The 26,109-nt window shown below is 61.8% G+C and carries 23 protein-coding genes; 14 read left to right on the plus strand and 9 right to left on the minus strand.

Annotated elements, in window-relative coordinates:
• Window positions 1-6: 6 nt before the first annotated feature.
• From C2L64_RS35425 to C2L64_RS55925, 11 genes are all read left to right on the plus strand, one after another.
• Window positions 7-948 carry a dihydroorotate dehydrogenase electron transfer subunit gene (locus tag C2L64_RS35425; protein WP_100216029.1) on the plus strand — a complete coding sequence of 314 codons (942 nt, stop codon included), beginning with the start codon at window positions 7-9 and terminating at the stop codon, window positions 946-948.
• Window positions 942-1,880 carry a dihydroorotate dehydrogenase gene (locus tag C2L64_RS35430; protein WP_007584841.1) on the plus strand — a complete coding sequence of 313 codons (939 nt, stop codon included), beginning with the start codon at window positions 942-944 and terminating at the stop codon, window positions 1,878-1,880. Before C2L64_RS35425 ends, C2L64_RS35430 begins: the two co-directional genes overlap by 7 nt.
• Window positions 1,877-2,248, plus strand: a complete 372-nt coding sequence (locus C2L64_RS35435; protein WP_007584843.1) for a non-heme iron oxygenase ferredoxin subunit — start codon at window positions 1,877-1,879, stop codon at window positions 2,246-2,248. The genes C2L64_RS35430 and C2L64_RS35435 overlap by 4 nt, the downstream gene beginning before the upstream one ends.
• Window positions 2,245-3,342, plus strand: coding sequence for an asparaginase (locus tag C2L64_RS35440; RefSeq protein WP_007584845.1), 1,098 nt, complete (start codon window positions 2,245-2,247; stop codon window positions 3,340-3,342). Before C2L64_RS35435 ends, C2L64_RS35440 begins: the two co-directional genes overlap by 4 nt.
• 54 nt (window positions 3,343-3,396) lie before the next feature.
• Window positions 3,397-4,116, plus strand: a complete 720-nt coding sequence (locus C2L64_RS35445; protein ID WP_007584846.1) for an EthD family reductase — start codon at window positions 3,397-3,399, stop codon at window positions 4,114-4,116.
• Window positions 4,117-4,574: 458 nt separating this feature from the next.
• The gene (locus C2L64_RS35450; protein WP_007584848.1) at window positions 4,575-5,531 is read left to right on the plus strand and encodes a LysR family transcriptional regulator; all 957 of its coding nucleotides are present in this window, start codon (window positions 4,575-4,577) and stop codon (window positions 5,529-5,531) included.
• Between the two features lie 340 nt (window positions 5,532-5,871).
• A complete protein-coding gene (locus C2L64_RS35455; protein WP_039900867.1) occupies window positions 5,872-7,365 on the plus strand; it encodes an amidohydrolase in 1,494 nt (497 codons plus the stop codon).
• Window positions 7,362-8,822, plus strand: coding sequence for an amidohydrolase (locus tag C2L64_RS35460; RefSeq protein WP_007584850.1), 1,461 nt, complete (start codon window positions 7,362-7,364; stop codon window positions 8,820-8,822). The genes C2L64_RS35455 and C2L64_RS35460 overlap by 4 nt, the downstream gene beginning before the upstream one ends.
• Window positions 8,823-8,829: 7 nt before the next feature.
• Complete coding sequence (locus tag C2L64_RS35465) at window positions 8,830-9,522, plus strand: EthD domain-containing protein (RefSeq protein ID WP_007584851.1); 693 nt, start codon at window positions 8,830-8,832, stop codon at window positions 9,520-9,522.
• 65 nt (window positions 9,523-9,587) lie between these two features.
• The gene (locus C2L64_RS55920) at window positions 9,588-10,175 is read left to right on the plus strand and encodes a porin (RefSeq protein WP_279636266.1); all 588 of its coding nucleotides are present in this window, start codon (window positions 9,588-9,590) and stop codon (window positions 10,173-10,175) included.
• Window positions 10,144-10,704 carry a porin gene (locus tag C2L64_RS55925; RefSeq protein WP_279636267.1) on the plus strand — a complete coding sequence of 187 codons (561 nt, stop codon included), beginning with the start codon at window positions 10,144-10,146 and terminating at the stop codon, window positions 10,702-10,704. Before C2L64_RS55920 ends, C2L64_RS55925 begins: the two co-directional genes overlap by 32 nt.
• 111 nt (window positions 10,705-10,815) lie before the next feature.
• Here the strand turns inward: C2L64_RS55925 and C2L64_RS35475 are convergent, their stop codons facing one another.
• Entirely contained in the window at window positions 10,816-12,279 is a 1,464-nt protein-coding gene (locus tag C2L64_RS35475) for an amidohydrolase (RefSeq protein WP_007584853.1), read from the minus strand.
• Window positions 12,280-12,750: 471 nt separating this feature from the next.
• Between C2L64_RS35475 and C2L64_RS35480 the strand changes: the two genes are divergently transcribed.
• Complete coding sequence (locus C2L64_RS35480; protein ID WP_039900843.1) at window positions 12,751-14,079, plus strand: MFS transporter; 1,329 nt, start codon at window positions 12,751-12,753, stop codon at window positions 14,077-14,079.
• A 989-nt stretch (window positions 14,080-15,068) separates the two neighbouring features.
• On the opposite strand, the gene C2L64_RS35490 is transcribed toward C2L64_RS35480, so the two are convergent.
• The 7 genes from C2L64_RS35490 to C2L64_RS35520 form a co-directional block, all read right to left on the minus strand.
• Window positions 15,069-16,160, minus strand: a complete 1,092-nt coding sequence (locus C2L64_RS35490; RefSeq protein WP_007584857.1) for a porin — start codon at window positions 16,158-16,160, stop codon at window positions 15,069-15,071.
• A gap of 89 nt (window positions 16,161-16,249) precedes the next feature.
• Window positions 16,250-17,488, minus strand: coding sequence for a dienelactone hydrolase family protein (locus C2L64_RS35495; RefSeq protein WP_007584859.1), 1,239 nt, complete (start codon window positions 17,486-17,488; stop codon window positions 16,250-16,252).
• Between the two features lie 43 nt (window positions 17,489-17,531).
• Window positions 17,532-18,245: an SDR family NAD(P)-dependent oxidoreductase gene (locus tag C2L64_RS35500; RefSeq protein WP_007584861.1), complete on the minus strand. Its 714-nt coding sequence runs from the start codon at window positions 18,243-18,245 to the stop codon at window positions 17,532-17,534.
• Window positions 18,246-18,272: 27 nt separating this feature from the next.
• Complete coding sequence (locus C2L64_RS35505; protein WP_007584863.1) at window positions 18,273-18,575, minus strand: Zn-ribbon domain-containing OB-fold protein; 303 nt, start codon at window positions 18,573-18,575, stop codon at window positions 18,273-18,275.
• Between the two features lie 11 nt (window positions 18,576-18,586).
• On the minus strand, window positions 18,587-19,738 hold the full coding sequence (locus C2L64_RS35510; protein WP_007584865.1) for a thiolase family protein: 1,152 nt from the start codon (window positions 19,736-19,738) through the stop codon (window positions 18,587-18,589).
• 11 nt (window positions 19,739-19,749) lie between these two features.
• Window positions 19,750-21,090 carry an MFS transporter gene (locus tag C2L64_RS35515; protein ID WP_039900845.1) on the minus strand — a complete coding sequence of 447 codons (1,341 nt, stop codon included), beginning with the start codon at window positions 21,088-21,090 and terminating at the stop codon, window positions 19,750-19,752.
• A 132-nt stretch (window positions 21,091-21,222) separates the two neighbouring features.
• Window positions 21,223-22,839 carry an ATP-dependent acyl-CoA ligase gene (locus C2L64_RS35520; protein ID WP_007584868.1) on the minus strand — a complete coding sequence of 539 codons (1,617 nt, stop codon included), beginning with the start codon at window positions 22,837-22,839 and terminating at the stop codon, window positions 21,223-21,225.
• A 95-nt stretch (window positions 22,840-22,934) separates the two neighbouring features.
• Here C2L64_RS35520 and C2L64_RS35525 point away from each other — a divergent pair, with 95 nt between their 5' ends.
• Entirely contained in the window at window positions 22,935-23,840 is a 906-nt protein-coding gene (locus C2L64_RS35525) for a LysR family transcriptional regulator (protein WP_007584869.1), read from the plus strand.
• Between the two features lie 71 nt (window positions 23,841-23,911).
• On the opposite strand, the gene C2L64_RS35530 is transcribed toward C2L64_RS35525, so the two are convergent.
• A complete protein-coding gene (locus C2L64_RS35530) occupies window positions 23,912-25,003 on the minus strand; it encodes an alkene reductase (RefSeq protein WP_007584870.1) in 1,092 nt (363 codons plus the stop codon).
• Window positions 25,004-25,209: 206 nt separating this feature from the next.
• Here C2L64_RS35530 and C2L64_RS35535 point away from each other — a divergent pair, with 206 nt between their 5' ends.
• On the plus strand, window positions 25,210-26,082 hold the full coding sequence (locus C2L64_RS35535; RefSeq protein ID WP_007584871.1) for a LysR family transcriptional regulator: 873 nt from the start codon (window positions 25,210-25,212) through the stop codon (window positions 26,080-26,082).
• Window positions 26,083-26,109: the final 27 nt, after the last annotated feature.

The raw sequence follows: 26,109 nt of genomic DNA on the forward strand, positions 1-26,109 counted from the left end.
ATGCTGATGAACACACTTTCGACAGACCCGAATGCGCCGCGAGACAGTGCGATAACCGACCCGTCGCGTGCGCGCGTGATCGCGTTGTGTCCGGACCGCGCGAACGCGGATACGGGCCAGACATGCCGGACTGCGCCGACGATTGCGGAGAACCAGTGCGAAGTGCGCTCGAACGCATGGGTCAATGCGGAGTACAAGCATCTCGTGCTGACGGCGCCCGGGCTTGCGCTGACGGCGTGCGCTGGACAGTTCTTTCATCTCGCGTGTCCCGCGTCTAACGACGACTCACCGTACCTTCGCCGGCCGATGAGCATCTACTGCGTGAATGCAGAAGACGGCCGCATCGAATTTCTCTACAAGGTGCAAGGCGCGGGAACACGCGGCCTCGCGCAGCTTCAGCCAGGCGATACGCTCGATGCATTGGGGCCGCTCGGGAAAGGGTTCGAGCTTCCCGCATCGTCGGAGCCCGCGCACGTGCTGCTGCTTGGCCGTGGCGTCGGCCTCGCGACGATGGCGCCGCTCGCTCAGCAGGCGATCTCAGCGGGTGCCCGCGTGACGGCAATTCTCAGTGCGCGCAGCCAGGCGTTGATGATGTCGGCAGACTTTCTGCAAGCGACAGGCGCGGATGTCATCACAGTCACCGATGACGAGCAGACCAGCGACGTCGTTCAGGTCGAAAGCATCATCCGGCGGGTCTACGAGCGCAGGCGCATCACCTACGCCGCCACATGCGGTTCGAACCGGCTGCTCGTCATGCTGCAACGCGTGGCTTCGCAATTGAACATCCCCGGGCAGGTCGCGCTAGAGCAGCGCATGGGTTGCGGCTACGGCGCCTGCTACGCATGCGTGCGGCCATTTCGCAAAGAGCCGGGTTCCGAAGAGCTCAGCTACCGCCGCGTGTGCTGGGAAGGCCCCGTCTTCGATCTTCAGGAAACGACATCATGGTAGACCTCAGCGTCAATATCGGCTCGCTTGCGCTGGCCAATCCCGTCATGCCGGCGTCGGGCACGTTCGCCGAAGGCACGTCGCAGATATTCGACCTCAACTGCCTGGGTGCGATCGTTACGAAGACGATCACCCATGACGTGCGCGAAGGCGTTCCGCCGCCGCGCGTTGCGGAGTTTCGCGACGCGACACTCTTTTCGATCGGCATTCCCAGCAAGGGCAGCGACTACTATATCGAACAGACGGTGCCGTACTACCGGAGGTACAGTCCGCCACTTGTCGCCAGCATCTCGGCGAACACGATCGAAGAGTTCGGCAGGCTCGCCGCAAAAATCAGTGTGCCGGGCGTCGCTGCGATCGAGGCGAATGTGTCGTGCCCGAACCTGAAGAAGAACGGTCAGGCGTTCGGCATGGACCCCGACGCCACCTGGCAGGTCGTCAAGGCGATGAAGTCGGCGACCTCGTTGCCTGTCTGGCCGAAGATGACGCCGAATGCGGGCAACGTCGTCGAAGTCGCGCTTGCTGCCGAAGACGCGGGTGCGGATGCCCTGGTCGTCAGCAACGCGATCCTCGCGATGGCCATCGATGTCGAGACTTTCCGCCCTCGCGTGGCGAATGTCATGGGTGGGCTGACGGGCGCGGCCACGCGGCCGATCATGCTACGGATCGCTTACCAGTGCGTGCAGACCGTGAAGATTCCCGTCATCGGATGCGGAGGCATTGCGACCGCTGCGGACGCGCTCGAGTTTCTGCTGGCGGGCTGCAGCGCGGTGCAGGTCGGCACCGCCAATTTCGTTTCCCCAACGGCGATGCCGCGTTTGATCGACGATCTGACCGAGTGGTGCAAGCGGCATGGCGTGGCCAAGCTCACCGACATTATCGGTGCAGTGAAGATGCATGAGCCTGTCGATCTTCAGCAACGGGTGGCGCTATGAATGCGGTGATCCAGATTATGTCCGCCGATGCGCGGCAGTATGTGTGCGGCGACAATGGTTGGTTTGCGATCGGCCCGCTCGACGAAGTCTTCGGCGCGCGCGCGTGTCGTGGCATCGACCTTGAAGGCGTCAAGATCGGACTGTTTCGTGTCGACGACGAGATTCACGCGCTGGACGACATCTGCACGCATGGCGCGGCGTTGCTCAGCGATGGAGAATTCGAAGGGCACGAAATCGAATGTCCGCTGCATGCCGGGCTGGTGGATGTGCGAACGGGCCGCGCGCTTTCCGCGCCCATCTCCCGCGACACACGGCGTCACGAGACGAAGATCGAAGGAGATGTGCTCTTCGTGAGGATGCAGGCATGAGCGACGATCAGGTGCAGGAGCGAATGGCGTCGAAGACGGTCGAGCGCGGAAACGCGCCTCGCAGCCGTCCGCGCATTGCGGTGATAGGCACGGGCGGCACGTTTGCGATGCATGGCAGGCATCGGTTCGACTGGATCGAGTACGCGGACAGCGGCGTCATTCATCCGATCGACGATCTGCTGCAACGTCTGGGTGAACTTGCGCCGCATGCGGAGATCGTGCCTGTCCCGTTTCGGAGTCTGGGCAGCGTGTCGCTGCGTCCGCAGGATTGGCTCGAACTGGCCAGGTTGATCCGCGATACGGCGCAAAACGATCCTGCGGTGACGGGTTTCGTGATCACCCACGGTACGGCGACGCTCGAAGAGACGGCGTGGTTTCTCGACCTCGTGCTCGATCTCGATCAGCCCGTCGTGTTGACGGGCGCACAGCGTCCCGCGAACACGGACGGCAGTGATGCCGCGGCCAATCTGCGCGGCGCCGTTGCCGTTGCCGCCGCGCCAGAATCGCGGGGTGCGGGTGTGCTCGTCGCGATGAGTGGCCTGTTCTTTGCAGCGCGCGACGTCACCAAGGCGGCGAGTTTCGAACTCGCGGCATTCGAGGCTCCGCCGTATGGCCCGCTAGGCCGGATCGACGCGGATGCCACGGTGGTCTGGCGCAGGCGCATCGTGTGCGACGAGCGGTCGCTTCGGCACGTCGCGCGTTTTGCGTGCGTTCTCGATGCTTCGCCGCCGATTGAATTGCCGCGGGTCGATATCGCCATGTCATATGCGGGTGCGGACGGCGCGGCAATCGAGGCGTTCGTCGCGGCGGGTGCACGCGGCATCGTTTCCGCGGGCCTTGCACCGGGACGTCCCGCCGCCGGAGAGCGCGGGGCGCTGCGCGACGCGGTGGAGGCGGGCGTGGTAGTCGTGCAGGCAACGCGCTCTCCGCGTGGCGTGGTGCCGAAGCAGCGTTTTCTCGCAGCCGATGGAATACTCGCGGGTGGCGATCTCTCGCCGCAGAAATTGCGTATCGCGTTGATGCTGATACTCGCTTCCTGCCTTGGCGCGAAAGTGGAGAGTGATTCTGTGCAGGAAGCGTTGCTCGAGCTTTGAAATGAACTGGCCGCTTGCGTCATCAACCCAATCGATCGAATCATCGAGCCGAACATGCAATTCTCCTATCTCGTCACGTTCCACCATCCTGACCCGAGTGCGCGCATCAGCGACGAGGACTGGCAACGTGTCCGCGCGTGCGTCGACAAGACGCCAGCATTGAGTCGCGCGCGGCTATATACACCATCCGCGGCGAAGGACTATTACACCGACGACGGCCCGTCGCCGCTCTTCGCCATGCAACTCGATTTCGAAAGACTGGCGGATCTGGAGTCGGCGATCTGTCCCGGCGGACACCTGCAACGACTCGCGAGCGACGCGTACCCAAGCCTCGATGCATGTACGGTCGAGCAGCAGGTCATGGCGAGGCGGCCTTTCCCCGTGCTCGATCCGCACGCACAGGTGCCGGTGGGCGCGCTGCCTTGTCAGTTTCTCGTTCACTATCCGGGTCGCGCTGAGAACTTCGACGAATGGCTTGACTACTATCTGTCGCATCATCCGCAGATCATGAAGCACTTCGAAGGCGTGCGCGAAATCGAGATCTTCACGCGCGTGGATTGGGTCGACGCGATGCCGTGGAAGCGTGTGCATTACATGCAGCGCAACAAGCTGATGTTCGATAGTGCCGAAGCGATCACGCGCGCAATGAATTCGCCCGTCAGACATCAAATGCGCGCGGACTTCGAGAAGTTTCCGCCATTCGAGGGCAGCAATATCCATCATCCGATGTGGGCAGAAACGCTTTATCCACCAAAGCGCCCGGTCGAACCGTAAACCTGCACGCGGCGAGCGGCGTCGAGCCGCTGGCCCCGCTGCGGATCGGCGTCCCGCACGTCTTTTGATGTCGCGCGTGAGCGTTAGCGCTTGCGGAGCGCCGCTCACCCGATATCTTCACATCCTCGCGAAAGCGCCAGCCTGCACCATGCCCGCTTACCGGCTTCCGGCGTAGCGGGCACATCACCATGTTCTCGGGCCGGACTGCGCTCGAGTCTTTCGATCGTCTTGTCATGCGGCGCATCCCGCGAGATGCGCTTTCCGCTTTATTGACGCGCCCGTCTGAATTACCGTCACAATGTTGCCATTTGAGTTGATCGGCGGCGCAGTGCCGTTCATCGGCAAATAGCGAACTGTACCGTTTGCAGGTGCATCACGCCCGACGGTCTGCGACGGGGATCAATGGAAGTATCCCCGTTAACTTTTGGTTGCGAAGCGGATGTGGAGAAACCGACCTGATGAAGATTCACCAACTGCGTACACTCGTCGCGATTTCCGATACCGGAAGCATCCGCAACGCAGCGAAGGCGCTCGAACTTTCCCCGGCGGCTGTCACGAAGGCGATGCGCGAACTCGAAGCGCAAGCGGGCGTGCCGCTGATCGTTCGTGAAGCGTCCGGAATCATTCTGACTGACGCGGGTCAGGCTCTGCTCACGCACGCCCGTCTGATGATCGAGCAGTTGCGGCGGGCGCAAGACGAGATGGATCGCTTCTCCGGAGCGGGCAGAGAGCGGCTGACGGTTGCCCTTCCGACCTGGGTTGCCATCGGGCTGCTCGGCGGCATCATGAAGCGCTTCGAGCAGGAAATGCCCGACACAAGGCTCGTTTTCTACGAGAGCCTGTTGAGCGTCGCGGTGCCGAAGCTGCGTGACGGCACACTTGATCTATCGGTGAATCGCGCCTGCCCGCCTTCAGGCCGCGACGAGTTTCAGCAAGTGCCGCTTTTTCTTGCGAGCTACGCGGTCGTCGGCCGTGCAGGGCATCCGCTGGCCAAATGCCGCACGTTATCGCAACTCAAGGGCGCAAGCTGGGTACTGAATCGCGATTTCACGGAAAACGACGCTGAAGGCGATGGTCCGTTTGGAGAGTTCTTTCGACGCTACAAGCCGCGCGTACACGTCGCCCATTCTTCGACAATGATGATCGGCCTCATCACGAACACCGATGTGCTTTCGATCATGCCGTGGCCGCTCGCAGAGCTGCTGGTGGCCAAGGAAGGGCTGTGCGTGTTGCCAGTGACGGAGACTATCCCCGAGGTGGAAGTAAACCTGATGTACCGGCGTGGCACCCCGTTGAGCGCGGCGGCCAAGGTATTCATTCGAAGCCTGAAAGACACCATTATCGAACAGGCGAATGCATCGGACCCGATGAGCAAACGCATCTTCCATGCGGTCGAGTGCGTGCTGAGCCAATGAGCGTCGCGTACCGGTGGCGACGCGAAGCAAAAGCCAGACCATGAGAATTTGACGCGCGTTTTTCGCGCGTCTTTTTTTTGCGGTTTGACCCGTCGAAGAATAAACATAACCATTTCTCAGGCGGATGACAGTTCACTGGCTCCCACTCGACTGAGCCCGCAGCGTGCATCTATTCACGGACTGCACTCTGTCGTGCGGCGCGACATACGCGTTCAACCGAGCAGCGCGGTAGCCGCTTCGTCCGCGAATCAGGATGGCCACACTGCGCCGGCCATTGATCTTCGAAATCGCAGCGCGTCATCGTGCGCTGCACGGGAATACCCTTCAATCACGCAGATTTATGTCGAACCTGAACGAAGCAGAACGGGACGTGATCGCTCGCATCGAGCCTCACCGCGCGTTGTGTACACATCTTAGCGACAGGCTTTGGGACCTTGCGGAAACGGCCTACGCTGAACACGTTTCCGCTGACCTTCAGATCAGGGAGCTGACGCGCCACGGGTTTCGGGTGACCCGTGGCATTGCGGGCATTCCAACGGCCTTCGTCGCCGAATGGGGCGAAGGCGGGCCGGTCGTCGGTCTGCTAGGCGAATACGATGCGTTGCCTCAGCTGAGTCAAGCCGCGGGCGTGCCGAACCGGATGCCCGCCGCGAGTGGAGGCAACGGTCACGGTTGTGGTCACAATCTGCTGGGCGGAGCCGCGCTTCTTGCCGCGCTGGCGGTGCGCGATCATCTGCGCGACGCAGGCATCGCGGGACGCATCCGCTATTACGGTTGTCCCGCTGAAGAGGGCGGCGCGGGCAAGACTTTCATGACACGTGCCGGTGTGTTCGACGATGTCGACGCTGCATTGACGTGGCACCCGGCCAGCATCTATGCGATCGACGCGATGTCGACGCTGGCTACACTGCATGTGCGCTTCACGTTTTCCGGGCGTGCAGCTCATGCGGCCGCCGCGCCGCATCTCGGACGCAGTGCGCTCGACGCAGTGGCGCTGATGAACGTGGCAGCCAACTATCTGCGCGAGCATGTGCCGTCCGATGCTCGACTGCATTACGCGATTCACGATACGGGCGGCCGGGCGCCCAACGTCGTGCAGGCTCGCGCCGAGGTGGTCTACCAGATACGCGCGCCCGAACTCGACGTCGTGCGGTCCATTCACGCGCGTTTGCTGCAGATCGCAGAGGGCGCTGCGATGATGACCGAGACGACGATCAGCGCGCGTGTGGAGAAGGCGATGTCGAATATGCGTCCGAACCCGGTGCTCTCGGATCTGATGCATGCACGCATGCAGGCACTGGGACCCGTGCCTTTCGACGATGACGACCGTGCTTTTGCGCGTCAGATGCAGAAGGCGATCTCGCGGGAAGAAGCGCGTGCAAGCCTCGTCATCTTCGGCGCTGAGCAGTTGAAAGGCGAACTCCACGATGCAGTGTTGCCGGCGGAGCGGATGCCGCCCGTGCTGGCCGCATCCACCGATGTAGGCGACATCAGTTGGGTCGTGCCGACGGCCCGTTGTCTTGTTCCATGCTTCGCGCTCGGCACGCCGTTCCATTCATGGCAACTGGTCGCGCAGGGCAAGTCGTCGCTTGCCCACAAGGGGATGACGCACACCGCGAAGGTGCTTGCCGTCACCGCGACGGCGCTCTATCACGATCCCGCCACGCTCGCGGCGGCGAAGCACGCGCTGCAGGAGCAGACGGCGGATGCCGCGTATCGCTGCCCGATACCGCCCGACGTCGAGCCGCCAATCGTCAGCCTCGTCGCTGATCAAGCGCCGCGTGGGACCTTGCGCGGTGCGTTTCCCTCGCAGTATGCAGGAGTTCAATCGTGAGTCAGTTGTCGGATAAACGGGTCGCCGAAGTAGCGCGTCTCGTCGATGCGAAGAAGGATGCGTCGATCAGGTTGTCGGACGAGATCTGGGCGTTCGCCGAAACGCGGTGGCAGGAGTTCCAGTCGGTCGACGCACAGATCGCCGTACTGGAACGCGAAGGATTTCGCGTGACGCGCAACGTAGGCGGCATCCCGACCGCCTTCAGCGCGCAGTGGGGCGCTGGCGGACCCGTCATCGGATTTCTGGGGGAATACGATGCCCTCGCGGAGATGAGCCAGGTGGCAGGCGCCGTCGAGCCCGTGGCCGCATGCGACGGCGGGAACGGCCACGGATGCGGTCATCATCTGCTCGGCGCTGGCGCGATGCTGGCGGCGATCGCCGCACGCGACTATCTCGCGCGCCACGATATTGCGGGCACGGTGCGCTATTACGGTTGCCCTGCTGAAGAAGGCGGCGCGGGCAAGACCTATATGGCGCGCGAGAAAGCGTTCGACGATCTCGACGCCGCGTTGACCTGGCATCCAGGTCCTTATTCGGGCGTGTTCAAGTACAAGTCCCTCGCCGTGATCCAGATGGCGTTCCGGTTCTCGGGCATTGCGTCACATGCGGCCGCGTCGCCACATCTTGGGCGCAGCGCACTCGATGCAGTCGAACTGATGAACGTCGGCGTGAACTTCATGCGCGAGCACATGCCATCTGATGCGCGCGTGCACTACGCGATCACCGATGCAGGCGGATACGCACCGAACGTGGTGCAGGCCAACGCCGAAGTGCTGTACGTCGTCCGGTCGCCGGAACTCGCGGATGCGCGGCAACTGGCGGCACGGGTCGAGCAGATCGGACGCGCCGCCGCATTGATGACTGACACACAGGTGAGCATCGAATTCGATCGCGCGTGCTCGAATGTTTTGCGTAACGGCGTGATCGAGCGGTTGATGATGGACACATTGGAGATGCTGGGGCCACCCCCGTTTGACGCAGTCGACCAGGCGTTCGCAAGCGAACTGACGCAGCGGATGACCGAGGCGGATCTGCGCGAATGCATCGAGTCGTATCGCGGCGATCCGGGCGAACTTGGCCTGAGCCTGCGCGCGCTGTCGCTCGACGACGAGCCGGGCACGCTGACGGGCTCGAGCGATGTCGGCGACGTGAGCTGGATCGTGCCGACTACGCAGTACCTCGGCGCCTGCTACGCGATCGGCACCAACATGCACACGTGGCAGCTGGTCGCGCAGGGCAAGTTGCCGGCGGCGCACAAGGGTTTGGTGCACGCAGCCAAAGTCATGGCCGACGCGGCCGTCCAGTTGTGCGTCGACCCGGCGCATATCGAGGCCGCGAAGGCCGAATTCGCAGTTCAAAAGGGCGGGCGTCCATACGTCAGCCCGATTCCTCCCGATGTGCAGGCGCCGCCCGCGAGAGCGGCGAGCCTTTCCTCATTCGAAAAAGAGAAGGTCTGACGTCACCATGATTTCCTACTTCCTGACCGCTTGCGACCACACATCGCCGGCGGGGGCGGACGCCTTTGCCGAGTTGCGCACGGAGCTTGCGCTCATACCGTCTCTGCGTTTTGCCGAATTGCACCGACCGGCCGCCGTCGAAACCTACCATCGCGATGGCGCGGCGCCGCGGGCCGCGATGAGATTCGTATTCGAATCGATCGAGGCGCTCGAGTCTCAGCTCATGCCACGTGGCCGACTGCACACGCTCGTGCGCTCCTCGCTATGGCGACATATCGCGGGTGAGCAAATGACCCAGCAGGCAATGCTCACGCGGACCTTCCTGCCGCTGCGAAATATTCCGCGAGACGTGGACGGCGAACACGCATGCAGCTACCTCGTGCATTACCCGGGGCAAGCGGAGGACTTCAATGCGTGGCTCGGCTACTACGTCCGTCACCATCCGCAGATCATGCTCGATTATCCCGGCGTGATGCAGGTCCAGGTCTTCACACGGCTCGACTGGTGCGATGCGATGCCTTTCGAACGGGCCGCATACATGCAGCGCAACCAGCTCACCTTCCCGTCGATCGACGCGCTGATGCGTGCGCTCGATTCGCCTGTGCGTGCGCGCATGCGGGCCGACAACGAGAACTTTCCCACATTCTCTGGCGGCGCGAAGCACTTTGCAATGCATACGTCTTTCGTAAGCGGGCTCTGATCGTCTGCAAGTAACCTGCTTTGAATAAACACTAATCTTTCAAATGGTTTGGAGTGCATAAAAAAATGACAACGTGCGGGAAGACCGTCATCGCCATCGCCATCGCGGAACTGATCTATGCATCGAACGCATGGGCGGGTGACTCGTTTCAGATTCTCGTGCCCGACGGATTCGTCGGGACAAGCGGAAGTGTCCTGTATGGCGTGGCCGATGCGGGCCTGCAATACAGCCACGCGGGCAGCAACAATGTACTCGGAATGGAAAGCGGCGCGGGCGCGACATCGCGATTCGGTTTTTTCGGTGTCGAGCAGCTTGGCGGCGGCCTGTCATTGCGTTTCAATCTGGAGTCGGCGATCAAGCTGACGAATGGCACGGCAGGCGGTACCACAGCGCAGAACGAAAGCACGTTCTTCAGCCGGGAGGCGAATGTCGCGCTTGTATCGAACGACTGGGGCCGTCTCAAGTTGGGCCGCCAATATCCGACCGAACTTTCTCTGGCGCTCGACCCGTTCTATGGCGTCGGTGCGTTTTCCCCGTATGGGTCGCTCGCGGCGCTCAGTTCCGACCTCGGCGCAGCAGACGACAATCGGCGACTACCGGATCAGCAATGCAGTCGCGTACATGACGCCGATTATCGGCGGGTTCCAGTTTGAAGTGATGGGCGCACCGCGAGGCGTCACGACGCCCGGCTATCCTGAAGCGTACTTCGAGGGCGCGCAACTCGAATATCTGAACGGACCGCTATATCTCGGCGTGTTCTATGACGTCATCCATACGGACCCGACAGCAAGTTTGCCTTCGGTGAAGAACAAATGGCTCGGTGCCGGCGCGATGTACAACTTTAGCGGTGTGCGATTGTCGTATGAGTTCAACATGACGGTGCCGGATTACCCAGGCTACTTCATAGCCACGACACATATGATTGGCGTGAACGCGCCCCAGGGGACCAACGACGTCAAGTTCTCTGTGGTCTATAGAAACGTCGCGGGCAAGGCCGCGGCCAATTCGTGGGCGCTAGGGCTCGGCTACGACTACAACCTGTCGAAAGTGACGGCGCTCTATGCCCGCCTCGGCTATGTCATCAACCAGAAGCATGCGATCGCTACGCTGGCGAACGGATCGTTGAGCCAGCCGGGTGACGATCAAAGCGTGATTGCGATCGGTATCCGCAAACGCTTCTGACGCGACGGACAGACCTCGCCGTACGCACATGCGTGAGGCGAGGCCGCTTGCCCGTCAGCACCCGATGGAAAGCGCCCGCACCGCACTGTCAATGCAAATGCGAGCGCAACCTCATGCGGGCACGTGTTGCGGCGAACGCGCCGATGGGCCCGCAGCGCGTGCAGGCGGCGGCGTTACGTCAGCGGGTATTGGGCATTGATACGGCTTCATGCCGCGCTTGCGATGGAGTTCGTCACGGGCGGCGCGCAACGTTTCGGGTTGTCCTGCGAGATCGATCGCAGTCGCCGCGAGCGTTTTGGCGGCAAGCAGCATGCCTTTGTGCGCCAGCGAAACCTTGCCTTGCGACACCATTTGCCATGAATGAAAGCCCGTGCCCCACGCATAGCAAGCCGTCAGGCACTGCGTTGTCGGAGCTGCCCAGCTCACGTCGCCGACGTCTGTGGATCCCGTAACGGGCCGCTCAACATCGGCGCGATACGCCAGAATCTCGGGGATGATAGGGCGCGGATCGCGCAGCGCCGCCGCGAAATGCCGGGACGCGTTCGCAAGGTCGTCGGGGTTGATGGTCTTCTGTATGTCGGCAGCGAAGGCGACCTCGTCCGCTGTCACCTGCATGCTGCCGATAGCCTGCATGTTCCGGTCGAGCACGGCGTCGAGGGTGTCGTTGTGCAGTACGTTCGAGCAGGCTTTATCGAACAGCATCTCGACGCGCGTACCCGTCATCAGCGCGGCACCTTCGGCGATCTGCTTGACGCGCTCGAACAGGTCGATCGCTTCGGGGCTCGTTCTCGCGCGGATCGTATAGAGCGTCTCCGCGAGTGCCGGGACGACATTCGTCGATATACCGCCGGAATTCACGTATGCAAAATGAACACGTGCTTGGTCGGGCATGTGCTCGCGCAGGTAGTTGACGCCGATGTTCATCAGCTCGGCCGCATCGAGTGCGCTGCGCCCGAGGTGCGGCGCGAGCGCCGCATGCGATGCTTTGCCGTGAAAGCGGAAATACGCCTGGACGTTGGCCAGCGTCGCGTTCATGAAAACGGAGTTGGCTACCGACGGGTGCCAGCACAGCGCAACATCCAGATCGTCGAACAGGCCGGCGCGGGCCATGAAGGTCTTCCCGGCTGCGGCTTCTTCCGCGGGGCAACCATAGAAGCGTACGGTGGCTTCGATGCCGTTCGCTGCGAAGTAATCGCGCGCCACGACGGCGGCCAGATGCGATGCCGTGCCAAGCAGATGGTGCCCGCACCCATGCCCATTGCTGTTCGGGGCGCCTGCGGCCGGTCTGCATACTGTGGCACCTGCCTCCTGGTTCAGGCCTGCAAGCGCGTCATATTCGCCCAGAAATCCGATGACAGGGCCGCCGGTGCCCGCCTCTGCGACGAAGGCAGTCGGCATGCCGGCGACGCCACGCGTGACCTTGAAGCCCGCCGCCTCGATCGCCGATGCGTGCCGCTCTGCCGATTCAAATTCGGCGTAACGCATTTCGGCGAGGGACCAGATGTCGTCGGCCAGCGCGATGTAGTCGTTCTTCTTCGACTCGACCTGTTCGGCCACGTTTGCAATATGTTTCACTACGGCTCCTCGCGTGTTGCATGTGCTCAAGGCACGTGCGATATGAGAAAAGGGCAGGGCGTCGACTTCCCTTTATTTAGCGTATTGCGTTGCGATGACGAGTGGAAGCTCTGTTCCGGTAGCGCTGTTCACTTTCGGTTGCGCAGCGCGCGTGACGCGGGAGCCTCGTTATCGGGCGTGTCTCTCGCCTTCATCCATTTCCTTGCGCATCGCAGGCAGCCGGTGGCGGCGAGCGCCGATTGAATCGACGGCATGAAGCGCAAGTGAAGAAGCACGCGTTCTCTCAGTCTGCCGAAGCGGATGAGATGGGATGGTTGTCGCAGTTGCGTGCCGGTATGCAAGAGTTACGCCACTGCCTGATCTGTGCGGGGAATTTTGACATCGCGTTGACACTATCAACGCCCAACAGCACTATTTTTCCAAGCGGACGGCAGGGGTCGTCGGCAATTCGATATCAACAGGAGACAGTTTGTGTCGCAACTTTCCGCTGCTACCGAGGGGGCGCCCGTGGGGCGATCCGAGGCTGGCGCTTCGCCATCCATGCGTGACGTCGTGGCCGTTGTCGCCGGCAATGCGCTCGAGTTTTATGATTTCACTGTCTACGCTTTTTTCTCGGTATTCATCGGCCGCGCGTTCTTTCCATCTTTCTCGCCTGCGACGCAGATCATCGCTTCTGTTGCCGTGTTCGGCGTCGGCTTCGTTGCGCGGCCGGTCGGCGGTGTGATCATCGGCGCCTATGCGGACCGGCGCGGCCGCAAGGCGGCGCTCACGTTGACCTTCGGCATGATGGCGCTTGGCACCGCGATCATCGCGTTCACGCCGACTTACGCGCACATCGGTATCTTCGCACCGTTGCTGGTGGTCGTCGGACGGTTGCTGCAAGGACTCTCGGCGGGAGGCGAGGCGGGCCCCGCGACTTCCTATCTGCTGGAAACCGCGGCTGCGGGCCGGCGCGGCCTCTATACAAGTTGGCAACTGGCGACGCAAGGCATTGCGGCGCTGATGGGCGGCCTGGTCGGCTATACGGTGTCGTCGCTGCTGTCGGCCGATGCGCTGGCAGCGTGGGGCTGGCGCATTCCGTTCATGCTCGGGCTGCTGATCGCGCCGCTGGGCATTTACATCCGCAGACGTCTGCATGAGACGCTGGATGTCACGCATGCGGTGACGAGCAACCGGGAACTGCTGCGCGGCATCGTCGACACGCACATGACCGAGCTGGTGCTCGCCTGCTGCGTGCTGATCGGCCCGACGATCACCGTGTACGTGGTTGGCCACTACATGACGACGTATGGCATCCGGGTACTGCATCTGCCGACTTCGACGTCGATGCTGGTCGGCTTCGTGACGGGCGGCGTAGGCATCGTGGCATCGCTCGCAGCTGGGGTGTATTTCGACCGGTTTCCGCGAAGCCGATTGCTGATCGTGCCGCAATTCCTGTCGATTCTCGCGGTGGTGCCGATGTTCACCTGGGTGTTGCACGCGGGCACGGGTGGCGTATTTCTCGGCATGGTCGGCTTTCTGACCTTGTTGCGCGTACTGATGTCGCCGTTCCACTTGTGCGTGATTCCTGAAATCTTTCCTCAGGCGATCCGCAGTACCTGTGTGTCGATCTGCTACAGCGTACCAACGACGCTTTTCGGCGGCACGGCGCAACTGGTTGTGGCCTGGCTCGCGACGATCACGCCCAACCCGATGGCGCCCGCGTGGTATCTGCTGGTGGCAAATGCAATCTCATTCGGTGCGGTCTTCGCGCTCGACCGGCGTCGTCGCGCGCGGCTTGCCGCCGGCGCGTCGGCGTGAACGCGCTGGATGCACGCGGGGTCATTTATTGAAGCGCCATGCGTCGGCGCAACGGGACGTTTCGGGCTGGCGACCGAATCCGACTGCTGCGGTATGCATCCCGTCACGCCTTCGCCGAAGGAAGCGGATAGCAAACGTAAAGTGGTCGGATAGAGGTCGCATTCCGGCGGGTATTCAATGATCCGCAATCAAACAACACGCCACTGAGGATCTGAAATGCCTGCATCGGAAAGCATCGTAAGCACGCGTCGCGATGCGGCTCAACGGAAGGCGTTCGTCGGCGGCTGCATCGACTATTGTTCCGCCGAGTGCGTCTACAGGATCGCCCGCGAGATGTTTGCGGAGCCGAAGCTGTTCGAGCGCGAAATGGAATTGATCTTCGAGAAACTATGCCTGTCACGAGAGCGAGATCGCAAATCCGGATGGCAAGCAGTTGCAGTTCCTCATCCGCCTGTTGCCAGACGCCACGCTGAGCAACTCTATGCGCGAGCGTTGCGTGCAAGGACTACGGTGCGTTTTATCGGCGGCAGGTGGAGCGCCCGCTCGTCGTGCTCGCCGGCGGCACAGACCTTTCTGCCTTTCGGGGCATGCTGGAGGAGCTTGCCGAGGGGAGGGGGCGGGCAGCCCGCGCAGCTCTACTACGGCGTCACGAACGCACGCGATCTGTGCGAAGCCGAGCGGCTCGAAGCCTGCGCGGCGCGCATCGAACACTATTCGCATGAAGTCGTCGTAATGAATCCGGCGCCGGAATGGCAGGGCAAGACTGGCCTGATTCCGGAACATCTGTCTATCTGCTGCGAGCGCGCGAGTTCAGTCACGAGCATGCGCGGGATGACATTCCGTTTGAAGACGAGGAGCGGGCAGCGCGCGTTGCCCGCCAGAATTGTTTGCCGGGTTCAGGCAGCATGTCGGGCAGGCGCCCATCGCCTATCTGAAACGATACCGGCTCGAAGCCGTCCGGCGCGAAATGCTCGCCGATCGCCCCGGACTCAGAACCTCTCGCGCATGCCGATCCGCAACGCCACCTGGTTCGGCGAACTGGATGCGGCGAGCACCGGCGCCAGATTCGCCACTGCGCCGCCGCTGGCGTGCATATAAGTCGCGCTGGCATAAACGTCGGTGCGTTTCGAGAGGAAGTAGTCCACGCTCGCATCAGCCTCCTGATAGCGCGGCGCTTGCCCCGTCTGCGAGACGCTGCCGGCCGTATAGCTGTACGCGATACCCAGCTGCAACGCCGGCGTGATCATATAACTGCCGACAATTTCGCCGATGTTGAACGTCACGTGACCGCCGATCTTCGCGCCGAGCGTCGGATCGAGGTCACCGAACTGCGTATGCGTCCAGTCGGCGCTGATGCGCGCCGCTCCGAACGTGTAGCCGGCACCCACGCCGAGCACCTTATAGCTGCCGGCCGCAAGGCCGTAGTTGCCGTCGACGGTGTTAGATGCGGTCCATAGACCTTCAGGAACGGCCTGGGCCGGGTGATCAATCGATGTATAGGCGCCGACGAGCTGGAGTCCGCCGTACGCGTACTGCAACGCGAACGACTTCGCGCTCGTGCGGGCAAAGTCACCCGCCACGCCGCCGAAGCTGTAGATCGCCACGCCCGTGAGTCCGGCAATGGTCGGCGACGCATACTTGACCGCGTTGTTCAGGTGAAAATCGATACCGTTGTTGTCGAGATCGCCCGGATGCGGGAACAGGATGCCGCCAGGCAGCGTGCCGTTCGCGGAAAGTTGCCCGATGTAGTCTCCGATCGCTTCACCCTGGCGACCGAGCGTTACCGTGCCGTAACGCGTGTTGGACAGACCGACGTAAGCGAGCCGGCCGAAGAGCCGGCCGCCTTGACTCAGCGCTCCTGTATTGACGTTGAAGCCGTTCTCCAGTCTGAAAAGCGCGGACCAGTCGCCACCCAGGTCCTCGAGTCCCCGCATACCCCAGCGGTTGCCTTGTGAAATGCTGCCCTGCATCTGCCATGCGCTATGGCCGCCCTGATTGCTCGACCAGGTCAGGCCGTCGTCGATGATGCCATACAGTGTGACGCTACTCTGTGCACGTGCAACGCTGCATACGCATAGCATTCCTAATGTTAATGCAAAGAATCTTTTCACGAGGTCACCATGAAGTTGGAGGAATCGTTCTTTTTATTGCGTCATCATTGCGGACCGCTTCAGATAGTCTTGCCTTCGCTCGAAGCCCATTTGGACATCAATTCGTTGCTGGGCAGACGTTCATCGAGCATCTTCCTTGCCGTCGCGATGCCCGCCACGGGCAGCCCGGCCGGATCGAGCACGCCGATCTGCACGAGCACGGATGCCTGGTCCCAGTAGATATGCTCGTTATAAAGTTTGTCGCCGCGAAAGCACACTACTGCGAGCATCGGTATTTCGAAGTACTTGCCCGTGGGTGCAAGCCCTGGAAGCAACCAGTCGATCTCGCGATCATGCGTCGCGCAGAAGACAAACTCGTCGACGATGCGGTCGGTGCCGATCGTTCTCGACAGCGGAATCAGACGCGTGTCGTCCGGGTTCGCATTGACGAAGTGATACTTGTAGAAACGCTTGAGCTGGTCGTGGCCGACGCCGCCCGTCATCGTGGGGACATGGTTCACGTAGGGCTGGGCGACCATGGTCGGCATGATCGCATCGACGTCGCGCGTGGCGAACTCGTAATAGCAGTGCCGGTCCCACAAATCGTTCAGGTTGTGGACGGGGCCGAGCACCTTGCGAAGCAGCGCGAGGGTCCGCGAATACGCCATGGTGGCGGCAGGTTTATCATACGACGCGCGCTCGGGTGTGGCGAAAGCGTGTTCACAATCGGGGTACACGTATTGATCGATTGCAGGATTGCCCGACATGGCCGACTGAATGGCCTCGCGGGTGGCAGGCGGGCACAGGCTATCGTCGGCGGCGAAGTGGAATGCCATCGGGCATTTGATCGACGGAATTTCGTCGATGAAAGCATCGAGACCCACGCCGTAGTAGCTGACGGCGCAATCGATATCGGTTCGCGCTGCGGCGAGCATCGCCAGCTTGCCACCCAGACAATAACCGATGGCACCCGTTTTCCCGATCTGCTGCGGCAGGGCGCGTAGCGCTTTCATCGTCGCTGCAATGTCCTGTACGGCAAGGTCGAGATCCAGCCTTTCGTTGTAGTTCAGCGCCTCATCCAGGTCTTTTCCGTCGTAGGCAAGATTGACGCCCGGCTTCATGCGCCAGAACAGGTCGGGCACCAGCACGACATAGCCTTCCTCGGCGAACCGGTCCGCCATGGTCTTCATGTAGGCGTTGATGCCGAAGATCTCCTGCAGGAGGATCAATCCTGGGCCCGAGCCTTTTTGAGGCATGGCAAGGTAGGCCGAAAACTGTTTGCCATCTTCGGACGTGACATCGATAAACTGACCGCTCACATTTCTCTCCGTTGATTCAGGGTTGTCTATATGCATGTGTCGCTCAGATAGTGCCGGCGAGACTCGACTGGATCGCGTGCCGGTCGCGCGCGAGACCTGCTGCGATTTCCTGTGCCATCGCACCGACGTAGACTTCGTTCGTGTCGTCATCGAGCGCTGACAGGGCGGCCTTGACGACTTCGATCGCCGGGAGTTTGGGCGGCGGAAAATCGCGGCTCATATCCGTGTCGATCGCCCCCGGCAGCACCGATATGACTCTGATGCCTCGCGGCTTCAGTTCAGCGCGAACGCCTTCCGTCATACGCAGCGATGCCGCCTTGGATGCGCACAGCGAAGCCATGGAGGGAAGCGTGACCCGTGCGAGAATCGAATGCAGATTGACGATGGCGCTGCCGGCAGGGAACGCAGGCGCGAACGCGCGAATCATGTTCAGCGTGCCGAAGTAGTTCACTTCCATTTCGGTGCGCGCCGCGTTCATATCGCTGGCGGCGAGAGCGGGCTCGACGCAATTGAGTCCCGCATTGTTGATGAGCAAGGTCGTATCGCTCGCGAGCGCCGCGGCCTGCTTGACCTGCGACTCGTCCGTGATGTCGAGTTCAACGGGCACGATCCGGTCGTCCGCAAAGCGCAGCGCATCGATATTGCGCGCACCGGCATAGACTTTCTTCGCACCGCTGTTCAGGAGCATGTGGACGAAGCACTCGCCCACGCCGCGGTTCGCACCCGTCACGAACGCTACGCAGTTATCAAGAGGCATGCTGATCTCCGGGAAAAGATGGCGTGATTACAAGGCGCGAGCGATGATGCGATGCATGTCGTCGATTTCCAACCGCACGGATGTTCCGTCGGGGACGGGCCCGTCCAGACGCGCAATGACCACGGGGCCTTCGCTCGTCCGTACAGTCGCAAGATGCACGGCGTGCGCTTCCTGCTCGCCCGCACGATGCCGGACCACGGTCGATTCCATGACCGTGCCGGACCCGGCGACGCATCGCGTCCACGCGTTGCAGCCACACGCAGGACAGAAGTACCGCGCCGGGAAAAGCTTCAATCCGCATTGCGCGCATTGCGTGATGTCGAGATTCATCGATGGCTTCCTCAGGTTCTTTCGAGAACCACAGCATTCGCACACATGCCGAAGCGATACTCGACCATGCCGTATCCACTCACGACGGCGAGCTTCGCGTTGTCGACCTGCCGTTCGCCCGCCTTGCCCTGTAGTTGCGTGATGGCTTCCACCAGACCGTGCATGCCGCCTGCGGCTCCCGCCTGGCCGACCGACAGTTGACCGCCGGACGTGTTGACGGGCAAAGCGTGTGAGGCAATGCGCCTGATAAGCGCACGGATGTCGCCGTCGGGGGCAAAGCCGAGATCGCAGAGTTGCGCGATGGTCATGACGGGGTAGTCGTCATAGACGGATGCAAGGTCGATGTCTTCGGGGCCAATGCCCGCCTGCCGCCAAAGATCAGCCGCGACATGTTTGAGCGATGTCTCCAGTCCATCGCCCGCCTGATGGTCGGCGTTGTACAGGCACTTCAGCGCGCGCACGCGCACGTTCGTCGCATTGTGTGCGAGGTCGTCGCGAGTGAGCAGGATGGCGTTCGCGCCATTCACCACGGGCACGCAGTCGAACCGCCCAAGCGGATCGGCAACCAGCGGCGCTGCGAGGTAGTCGTCGATGGACATCGGCGCGCGATAGACGGCATTCGGGTTCATGGCCGCCCACTCGCGCTGCGCGACGCACATCGCACCATAGTCGGCGCGCGTCAAACCGTGACGCTTTGCATGACGCTGTGTGAGCATCGCGAACACGCTATTCGGTCCGCCATTTTGCAAGGGGCGCAGCCACGTGCGGGTCGTGAGGTTGTAGTTCTCGACGAGATGCGTGAAATCGCTTGCCTGAAACTGATCGCCGGACACAAGTGCGATGACGTTCGCGTCGCCATGCTGGATTGCGCGGACCGCATGCTGCAACAGATTGATGCCGCTCGCGCCGCCGTGGCAGTCGTCCATGCACCAGCGCGGACTCAGCCCGAGCCGCCACGCGAGATCGATCGCGTGATCGGGACCGAGTGTGAACGAAGCGACGCCGAGACCATCAATATCCTTTGCCGAAAACCCGGACTGAGCCAGCAGCAAACCGAACGCCTGCGCCAACAGCTCGCCCGTCGAGCCGTGTGTCGGCTGACGACGGTAAGGCACTTCGACGCCGGCCGCGATGAGGACCCGATCGAAACCGTTCGATGACATGTCGATGTTCCTCACGCCCGGCTGGCGACGGTTTCGCGCGTGTAGACGAGTGCAATGACCGTGATCAGCCCCATCGTCATCATCATCAGGGCGACGGGCCATGCAGCGTGATAATGCGCGAGCAGCGCGGTCGCAAGCATCGGCGCCAGACCGCCTGCGAACACCGACGCCACTTCATGTCCCAGCGCCATACCTGAGTAGCGCACTTCGGTGCTGAACAGTTCGCCCATCAGGCTCGGTTGCGTGCCGATCATCGCGCCGTGGCAGACCGCATTGCCGAGCAGGAACGCAAGCCAGATGAGCGCGGGCACCTTGCTGTCGAGCAGCCAGAAGAAGGGGAAGGCAATGGCGACCAATCCTAATGCGCCGATCAGATACACGGGCTTGCGGCCGATCCGGTCCGACAGGCGACCCCACAGAAGCATCGTGAAGAGTTCGACGCTCATCGAGACGATCACGGCAGCCAGCATCACCTGACTCGATACGCCGATGAATTTGCCATAGGCGAGTGCGAAGGCGAGCATGATGTACGAGCCACCGTTCTCCGCGACACGCAGGCCCATCGCCACCAGGATTTCGCGAGGATGCTTGCGGATCACGTCGAGCACAGGCATGTGCGCTTTCTTTCCAGCAGCCTGTGCATTGGCGAACTCGGCGCTTTCCGGCAACTTGGAGCGGATATAGACGCCAACACTGAAGATCAGGATCGACAGGAGGAACGGGACGCGCCAGCCCCAACTCATGAAGGCGTCTTTCGGCAGCATCTGCACGATGAAGAATATCGCCGCGGACAATACGAAGCCGCCGCCCACGCCGATCTGGCTCAGCGACGCGTAGAAACCGCGCTTTTCCGGCGGTGCGGACTCGCTGATCATCAGCACGCCGCCGCCCCATTCGCCGCCGGCAGCGATGCCCTGCAGAATGCGCAGCGCCAATAGCAACCCAGGCGCCCACACGCCGACTTGCGCGTAGGTCGGCAGCGCGCCGATCAGGAAGGTCGCGCCGCCCATGATGGACAGTGTCCATACCAGCGCGCCCTTGCGGCCAAAGCGGTCGCCGATATGCCCAAATACAATGCCTCCGAGCGGTCGCGCTGCAAAGCCGACGGCAAACCCGGCGAAGGCGCCGAGCGTGCCGACGAGCGGATCGGTTCCCTTGGGAAAGAACAACTCGCCGAACACGAGCGCAGCCGCCGTGCTATAGAGAAAGAAGTCGTACCATTCGAGCGCGTTGCCCGCGACCGAGGCAAGCACGATTCTCCGAAGCGACTTCTGGTCGACGTTGCCCGTCATTCCGGCGGGTGTGCCGTCGGGAGGACTGGCCGTCGCAGAAAGGGTTTGCATACTTGCCATCTGTTACTCCGTGATGTGCACCGGGTGCACTGAAAGGTGACGATGGAATTGCATTTGCCCGCCTTCAGGGAGAGTCGGGGAGAGTCGTCCGATAGCCGGATGGGCAAGATATTCGAGCGACGCAATGCGTCGTTATGAACGCTTCAGTCTGTATCCCGATTCTTCGAGGTCCCACGTTGTCGACGTCATGCCTGTTTCGCGCAACTTGTACTTCATGATCTTGCCGTTCTCGGTCCTGGGCAGATCGGACCTGAAGTCCAGATAGCGCGGCACCGCGAAATAGGGCAGGCGCGGCTCGCAATACTGGATGAGTTCCAGCGGACCCAGCGTGCAACCCTCGCGCAGAACGATGGCGGCCATCACTTCATCTTCGGCAAGCGAAGACTGCACGGCAAAGACAGCGGCCAGTTCGACGGCAGGATGGCTGAGCAATACCTGTTCGACTTCGAATGACGAAATGTTCTCGCCGCGTCGGCGGATCGCATCTTTCAGGCGGTCGACAAAGCGGAAGTACCCGTCCTTGCTGCGCACGACACGATCGCCTGTGTGGAACCAGAGATTTCGCCATGCTTCAACCGTTTTTTCCGGCATGCCGAAATAGCCGCTTGCAAAGGCATAGGGTTGATCGGCGCGCAGGATAAGCTCGCCTGCTTCGCCGTCCGCTACAGGCTGATCGTTTGCATCGACGACACGTGCATCGAAGCCCGCCGCGAGTTTGCCCATGTATCCCTGACGTCGCGTGTCCAGCTTGCCGCCGATGACCGAGTTGGTTTCAGTGGAGCCATACCCGTCGATGAGACCCATGCCGCAACGTTGTGTGAATGTTTCCTGAAACTGCGGAGGGACGCCGGGCGCGAGCGCGACGCGAACGCAATGTTCGCGTTCCTTCGACGAAGGCGCACGCGACAGCAGAATCGGGACCATTGCACCGAGCACATACGTGACAGTCGCGCGCGTCGCGATTAGCGAATCGAAGAAGCCGCTCGCGGAGAAGCGTCGCTCGACGATGAGTTCTGCATCGTGCATCAACGCCTGGAAGAAGCTGTTCAGCGCATTTGTGTGAAAGAGGGGCAGACAGGTGTAGAGCACATCGCCGGGCCGCACTTCCAGATCGCCGCCTGTATGCGTGCCCCACCAGTAGAACTGCGCATGCGGACACACCACGCCTTTCGATAGACCTGACGTGCCGGACGTGTACAGGATGACGAATGGATCGCCGTCAGCCAGCGTCGCCGCTTCGACCGGTTCGCCGCGCGCAGGCAACGCGACCTGGGCAAAAGGCGAGTCCGCAGAAGTGTGTTCCTGTTCGCCAATGACCCAGATCGTTTCGAGCGCCAGGTCGCCTGAGTGCAGCGCCACGACGTTGTCGACCAGACCCGATTCCGCAACCAGCAGACGGGCACCGGAGTTCTTCAGGATGTGCCGCAGCTGTATGCCTCGCGACGCCGTGTTGATTGGAACCGCAACGGCGCCGAGCCACGCGCAGCCCAGCACGATTTCCATGAACTCGATTCGATTACCGCAGAGGATCGCAACGCGATCGCCTTTCTGAATTCCATACGCGGCTAGCGCGTCGGCGCGACTCGCCGCGACGTCGATCGCGTCGCGTGCGGTCCAGGTCGTCGAGCGGTCTGAGAAAAGCGGCGAGTCGCCATTTCGTGCAGCGCGATTCTTCAACAAGGCAGGCAGCGTGCGATACGATTCTGCGTGCAGTTCTGCGATCGACAGCGGTTCGACCAGCGTATTCATACGATCCGAGACCTCGTGATTCTTTGTGGGTGCGATCGAGTCTAGGTTTGCCTATACTATCCGTCAAATTCATAAATAATATGGGCTGCATAAATATGGCGGATTTCAATAAGGTCGATCTGAACCTGCTTCGCGTGTTTCAGGCGGTGCTCGAAGAGCGCAGCCTGACGCAGGCAGGCAAGCGTCTTGGTCTTTCGCAGCCGGCGACCAGCTACGCGTTGGGACGTCTGCGCGCGATCTTCGACGACCCGCTATTTGTGCGCACGCCGGAGGGCATGTTGCCGACTTCCGTTGCGCAGCGGCTCAAGGATCCCGTCGGGCGGGCGCTCGCCGCCGCGCGGGAGGCGTTGCGTCACGGCGAGCCTTTCGACGCATCGACGAGCACGCGCGAATTTCGCGTGTCGATGTCGGATGTGGGTGAGCAGGTCTTTCTGCCGTCCATTTGCGAAAGACTGCAGCAGGTGGCGCCGGGCGTGCGGATTGCGGCGGAAGCCGTGCTTCTGACCGAGGTGGAGGAGCAGATGCGACTCGGGCGGCTCGATTTCGCAATCGGCAATCTTCCCTCGCTGAAGGCGGCGACGGAGCATGCGCTATTGTTCAACGAGGAGTACGCGTGCATGACGCGCAAGCGTCCCGGATTACCTGCGAAGCGGATATCGGCTGAGCAGTTTCAGAAGATGTCGCATGTCGCGGTGGCATCGCTGGACCGAAGCCACCTGTTGATCGAGGAGTCGTTACGGCTGGGCGGACTGTATCGCCGCATCGCGCTGCGCGTGTCCCACTTCAACGTCACGCCGGAGATTTTGCGGCGCACGGACTGGATGGTGACGCTGCCACGCGGCGTGGCCGAGTTCTTCAACGACTCGGGCCAGTTCGCGATTTATCCGCTACCCATCGAGTTGCCGCATTTCGAATCGACCATTCACTGGCACGAGCTATACGACGGAGACGAGGGGAATCAGTGGTTTCGCCAGCTGTTGGTGGATATTCTGAAGCGATGAGCAGTGCAGGCCGCCGACGAGCAATATCCCGGCGACGGCCGAAGTGACTGACCCGTCAGCGTCCGACGGCTTCAACACAGCGGGTAACGCCAGGCGTCGGCAGGGTCGTGCAAGTGCGGGTAATCCGTGTATCCCCGCGCGTCCCCACCGAAGAACGTCGTCCGGTTCGCTTCATTCATCGTTGAATTAGCCGTCAACCGTGCGACGAAATCGGGATTCGCTAACACCATCTGACCGTATGACTCCAAATCGGCCAGCCCTGAAGCCAGATCGCTTCCGACCCGTTCAAGCGGACGGCCGGGCCGGTTCAGGATGAGAGCCCGTGTCCATAACTTGCGGATGTCGGAGAGCAGCACCTCGTTGCCCTGATGCATGATGTGGACGTAAGCCAACCCCAGCTTGTCGAGTTCGGCGACCAGGAAGCGGTACAGATCCGGGCCCTCGGCGCCTTCGTCGATGCCCCACATCGTCGTTCCGGGCGACAGTCGGATGGCGGTACGCTCCGCGCCGATTTCACTGGCGATCGCCGTGGCCACTTCGATGGCGAAGCGGGCGCGATTTTCGATCGAGCCGCCGTAGTCGTCGGTGCGCATATTTGCGCTCGGCGCGAAGAACTGCTGAACCAGATAAGCGTTCGCGCCGTGGATTTCGACGCCATCGGCGCCGGCCTCGATCGCACGGCGCGCGGCGTGACGGAAATCCTGGACGGTCTGACGGATTTCGTTCGTGCTCAGCGCGCGTGGTACGGGTATCTCCTGCGTGCCCGTGGGCGTGAACATACCCGTGCCCGGCGAGATCGCGGAGGGCGCGACGCCCTGACGATGATGCGGCGTATTGTCGGGATGCGACATGCGCCCGGCATGCATGAGCTGGATGAAGAGATGTCCGCCTTTTTCACGGACGGCCGACGTCACCTCTTTCCAGCCAGCGACATGGGCATCCGTATAAATGCCGGGCGTAGTCAGGTACCCCTGTCCATCGTCCGAAGGCTGGGTGCCCTCGGTGACGATCAGCCCGATGTCTGCGCGCTGCGCGTAATACTCGGCGGCCAGTTCTCCTGGCGTTCCGTCGAACTGCGCGCGCGAACGTGTCATCGGCGCCATGACCAGGCGGTTGCGCAGCACGTGTCGACCGACGCGGACGGAATCGAACAATGAGTTCATGACGTAATCCTTGATTGGCTTGAATGAAAGACGGCTGACTGCAGGTCACTCACGCGCGACTTGCATGTCCGTTCGAGCGACGAGCGCTGCCGGCACAGCCATGAACCGGGTAGTGCACTCGTCAGGCATAGAGATCATCGCCTGCTTCACCCTCGGGATAAATATGGTAATTTGCAGAACATTGATCCATTGATGGAGCAGTAGACGTGGAGCTACTCAATGACATGGCGCTGTTCGTCGAGGTCGTCAAAGCCAAAGGCTTTCGTCACGCTGCGCAGGTGCTGGATATGCCGAACTCGACGTTGTCCCGGCGCATCGCGACGTTGGAGAAGGCGATCGGATTGCGTCTTCTGCACCGGACCACACGCAGGATCGAGCTGACGGAAGCCGGGCAGCTCTATTTCGAGCGCTGCAAACGCATCGTCGACGAAGCACGCCTCGCGCACGAGCAGCTCGGCGACATGCTTGCGAACCCCAGCGGCGTGCTTCGCGCGTCGTTGCCAGTCGACTTCGCCGTGACGTACCTCGCGCCATTGATCGCCGAATTCGCCGGCCTCTACCCCGGCATCACCTTCGACTTCGACTTGACGCCACGGCAAGTCGATCTGGTCAGCGAACCCTTCGACGTAGCGATTCGCATCGGCGAGCCCGCGGATTCGCAGCTCATCGCGCGGCCATTGGCGTCGCTTCGGCCCAGGCTATACGCATCGACGGGTTATCTCGAACAGGCTGGCGAGCCGCGCAAGCCCGTCGATCTGGAACGACACGAGTGCCTGGGCATCCTGAGAGCGGGCGCGTGGACATTGAACAACGGAAGACGGAGCGTCACGGTGCCTGTGGGAGGACGGTTCACGCTCAACAGCGTCGGCATGATCCGGCGGCTGGCGACGCTCGATATGGGCATCGTGCTGCTGCCCGAAGAAATCGTCGCAGATGAACTGGCCGGCGGGAAGCTGCGCCACATCATGCCCGAATGGGACGGCATCGCCACGCCAGTCTACGCAATCACGGAAACCCGCCTGCTGCCCGCGAAAACACAGCACTTCATCGGATTTCTTCGGGAGCGGTTGGGTCGGTAAGCCGGGTGATCGAAGACTCGTTCGAAA

The sequence above is a fragment of the Paraburkholderia hospita genome, from assembly GCF_002902965.1.
Classification (GTDB): domain Bacteria; phylum Pseudomonadota; class Gammaproteobacteria; order Burkholderiales; family Burkholderiaceae; genus Paraburkholderia; species Paraburkholderia hospita.

Coding starts and splice junctions, on each gene's coding strand:
- C2L64_RS35425 (WP_100216029.1), top strand. CDS start 7: ATGAACACACTTTCGACAGACCCGAATGCGCCGCGAGACAGTGCGATA.
- C2L64_RS35430 (WP_007584841.1), top strand. CDS start 942: ATGGTAGACCTCAGCGTCAATATCGGCTCGCTTGCGCTGGCCAATCCC.
- C2L64_RS35435 (WP_007584843.1), top strand. CDS start 1,877: ATGAATGCGGTGATCCAGATTATGTCCGCCGATGCGCGGCAGTATGTG.
- C2L64_RS35440 (WP_007584845.1), top strand. CDS start 2,245: ATGAGCGACGATCAGGTGCAGGAGCGAATGGCGTCGAAGACGGTCGAG.
- C2L64_RS35445 (WP_007584846.1), top strand. CDS start 3,397: ATGCAATTCTCCTATCTCGTCACGTTCCACCATCCTGACCCGAGTGCG.
- C2L64_RS35450 (WP_007584848.1), top strand. CDS start 4,575: ATGAAGATTCACCAACTGCGTACACTCGTCGCGATTTCCGATACCGGA.
- C2L64_RS35455 (WP_039900867.1), top strand. CDS start 5,872: ATGTCGAACCTGAACGAAGCAGAACGGGACGTGATCGCTCGCATCGAG.
- C2L64_RS35465 (WP_007584851.1), top strand. CDS start 8,830: ATGATTTCCTACTTCCTGACCGCTTGCGACCACACATCGCCGGCGGGG.
- C2L64_RS55920 (WP_279636266.1), top strand. CDS start 9,588: ATGACAACGTGCGGGAAGACCGTCATCGCCATCGCCATCGCGGAACTG.
- C2L64_RS55925 (WP_279636267.1), top strand. CDS start 10,144: ATGACGCCGATTATCGGCGGGTTCCAGTTTGAAGTGATGGGCGCACCG.
- C2L64_RS35490 (WP_007584857.1), bottom strand. CDS start 16,160: ATGCTATGCGTATGCAGCGTTGCACGTGCACAGAGTAGCGTCACACTG.
- C2L64_RS35500 (WP_007584861.1), bottom strand. CDS start 18,245: ATGCCTCTTGATAACTGCGTAGCGTTCGTGACGGGTGCGAACCGCGGC.
- C2L64_RS35505 (WP_007584863.1), bottom strand. CDS start 18,575: ATGAATCTCGACATCACGCAATGCGCGCAATGCGGATTGAAGCTTTTC.
- C2L64_RS35510 (WP_007584865.1), bottom strand. CDS start 19,738: ATGTCATCGAACGGTTTCGATCGGGTCCTCATCGCGGCCGGCGTCGAA.
- C2L64_RS35515 (WP_039900845.1), bottom strand. CDS start 21,090: ATGGCAAGTATGCAAACCCTTTCTGCGACGGCCAGTCCTCCCGACGGC.
- C2L64_RS35520 (WP_007584868.1), bottom strand. CDS start 22,839: ATGAATACGCTGGTCGAACCGCTGTCGATCGCAGAACTGCACGCAGAA.
- C2L64_RS35525 (WP_007584869.1), top strand. CDS start 22,935: ATGGCGGATTTCAATAAGGTCGATCTGAACCTGCTTCGCGTGTTTCAG.
- C2L64_RS35530 (WP_007584870.1), bottom strand. CDS start 25,003: ATGAACTCATTGTTCGATTCCGTCCGCGTCGGTCGACACGTGCTGCGC.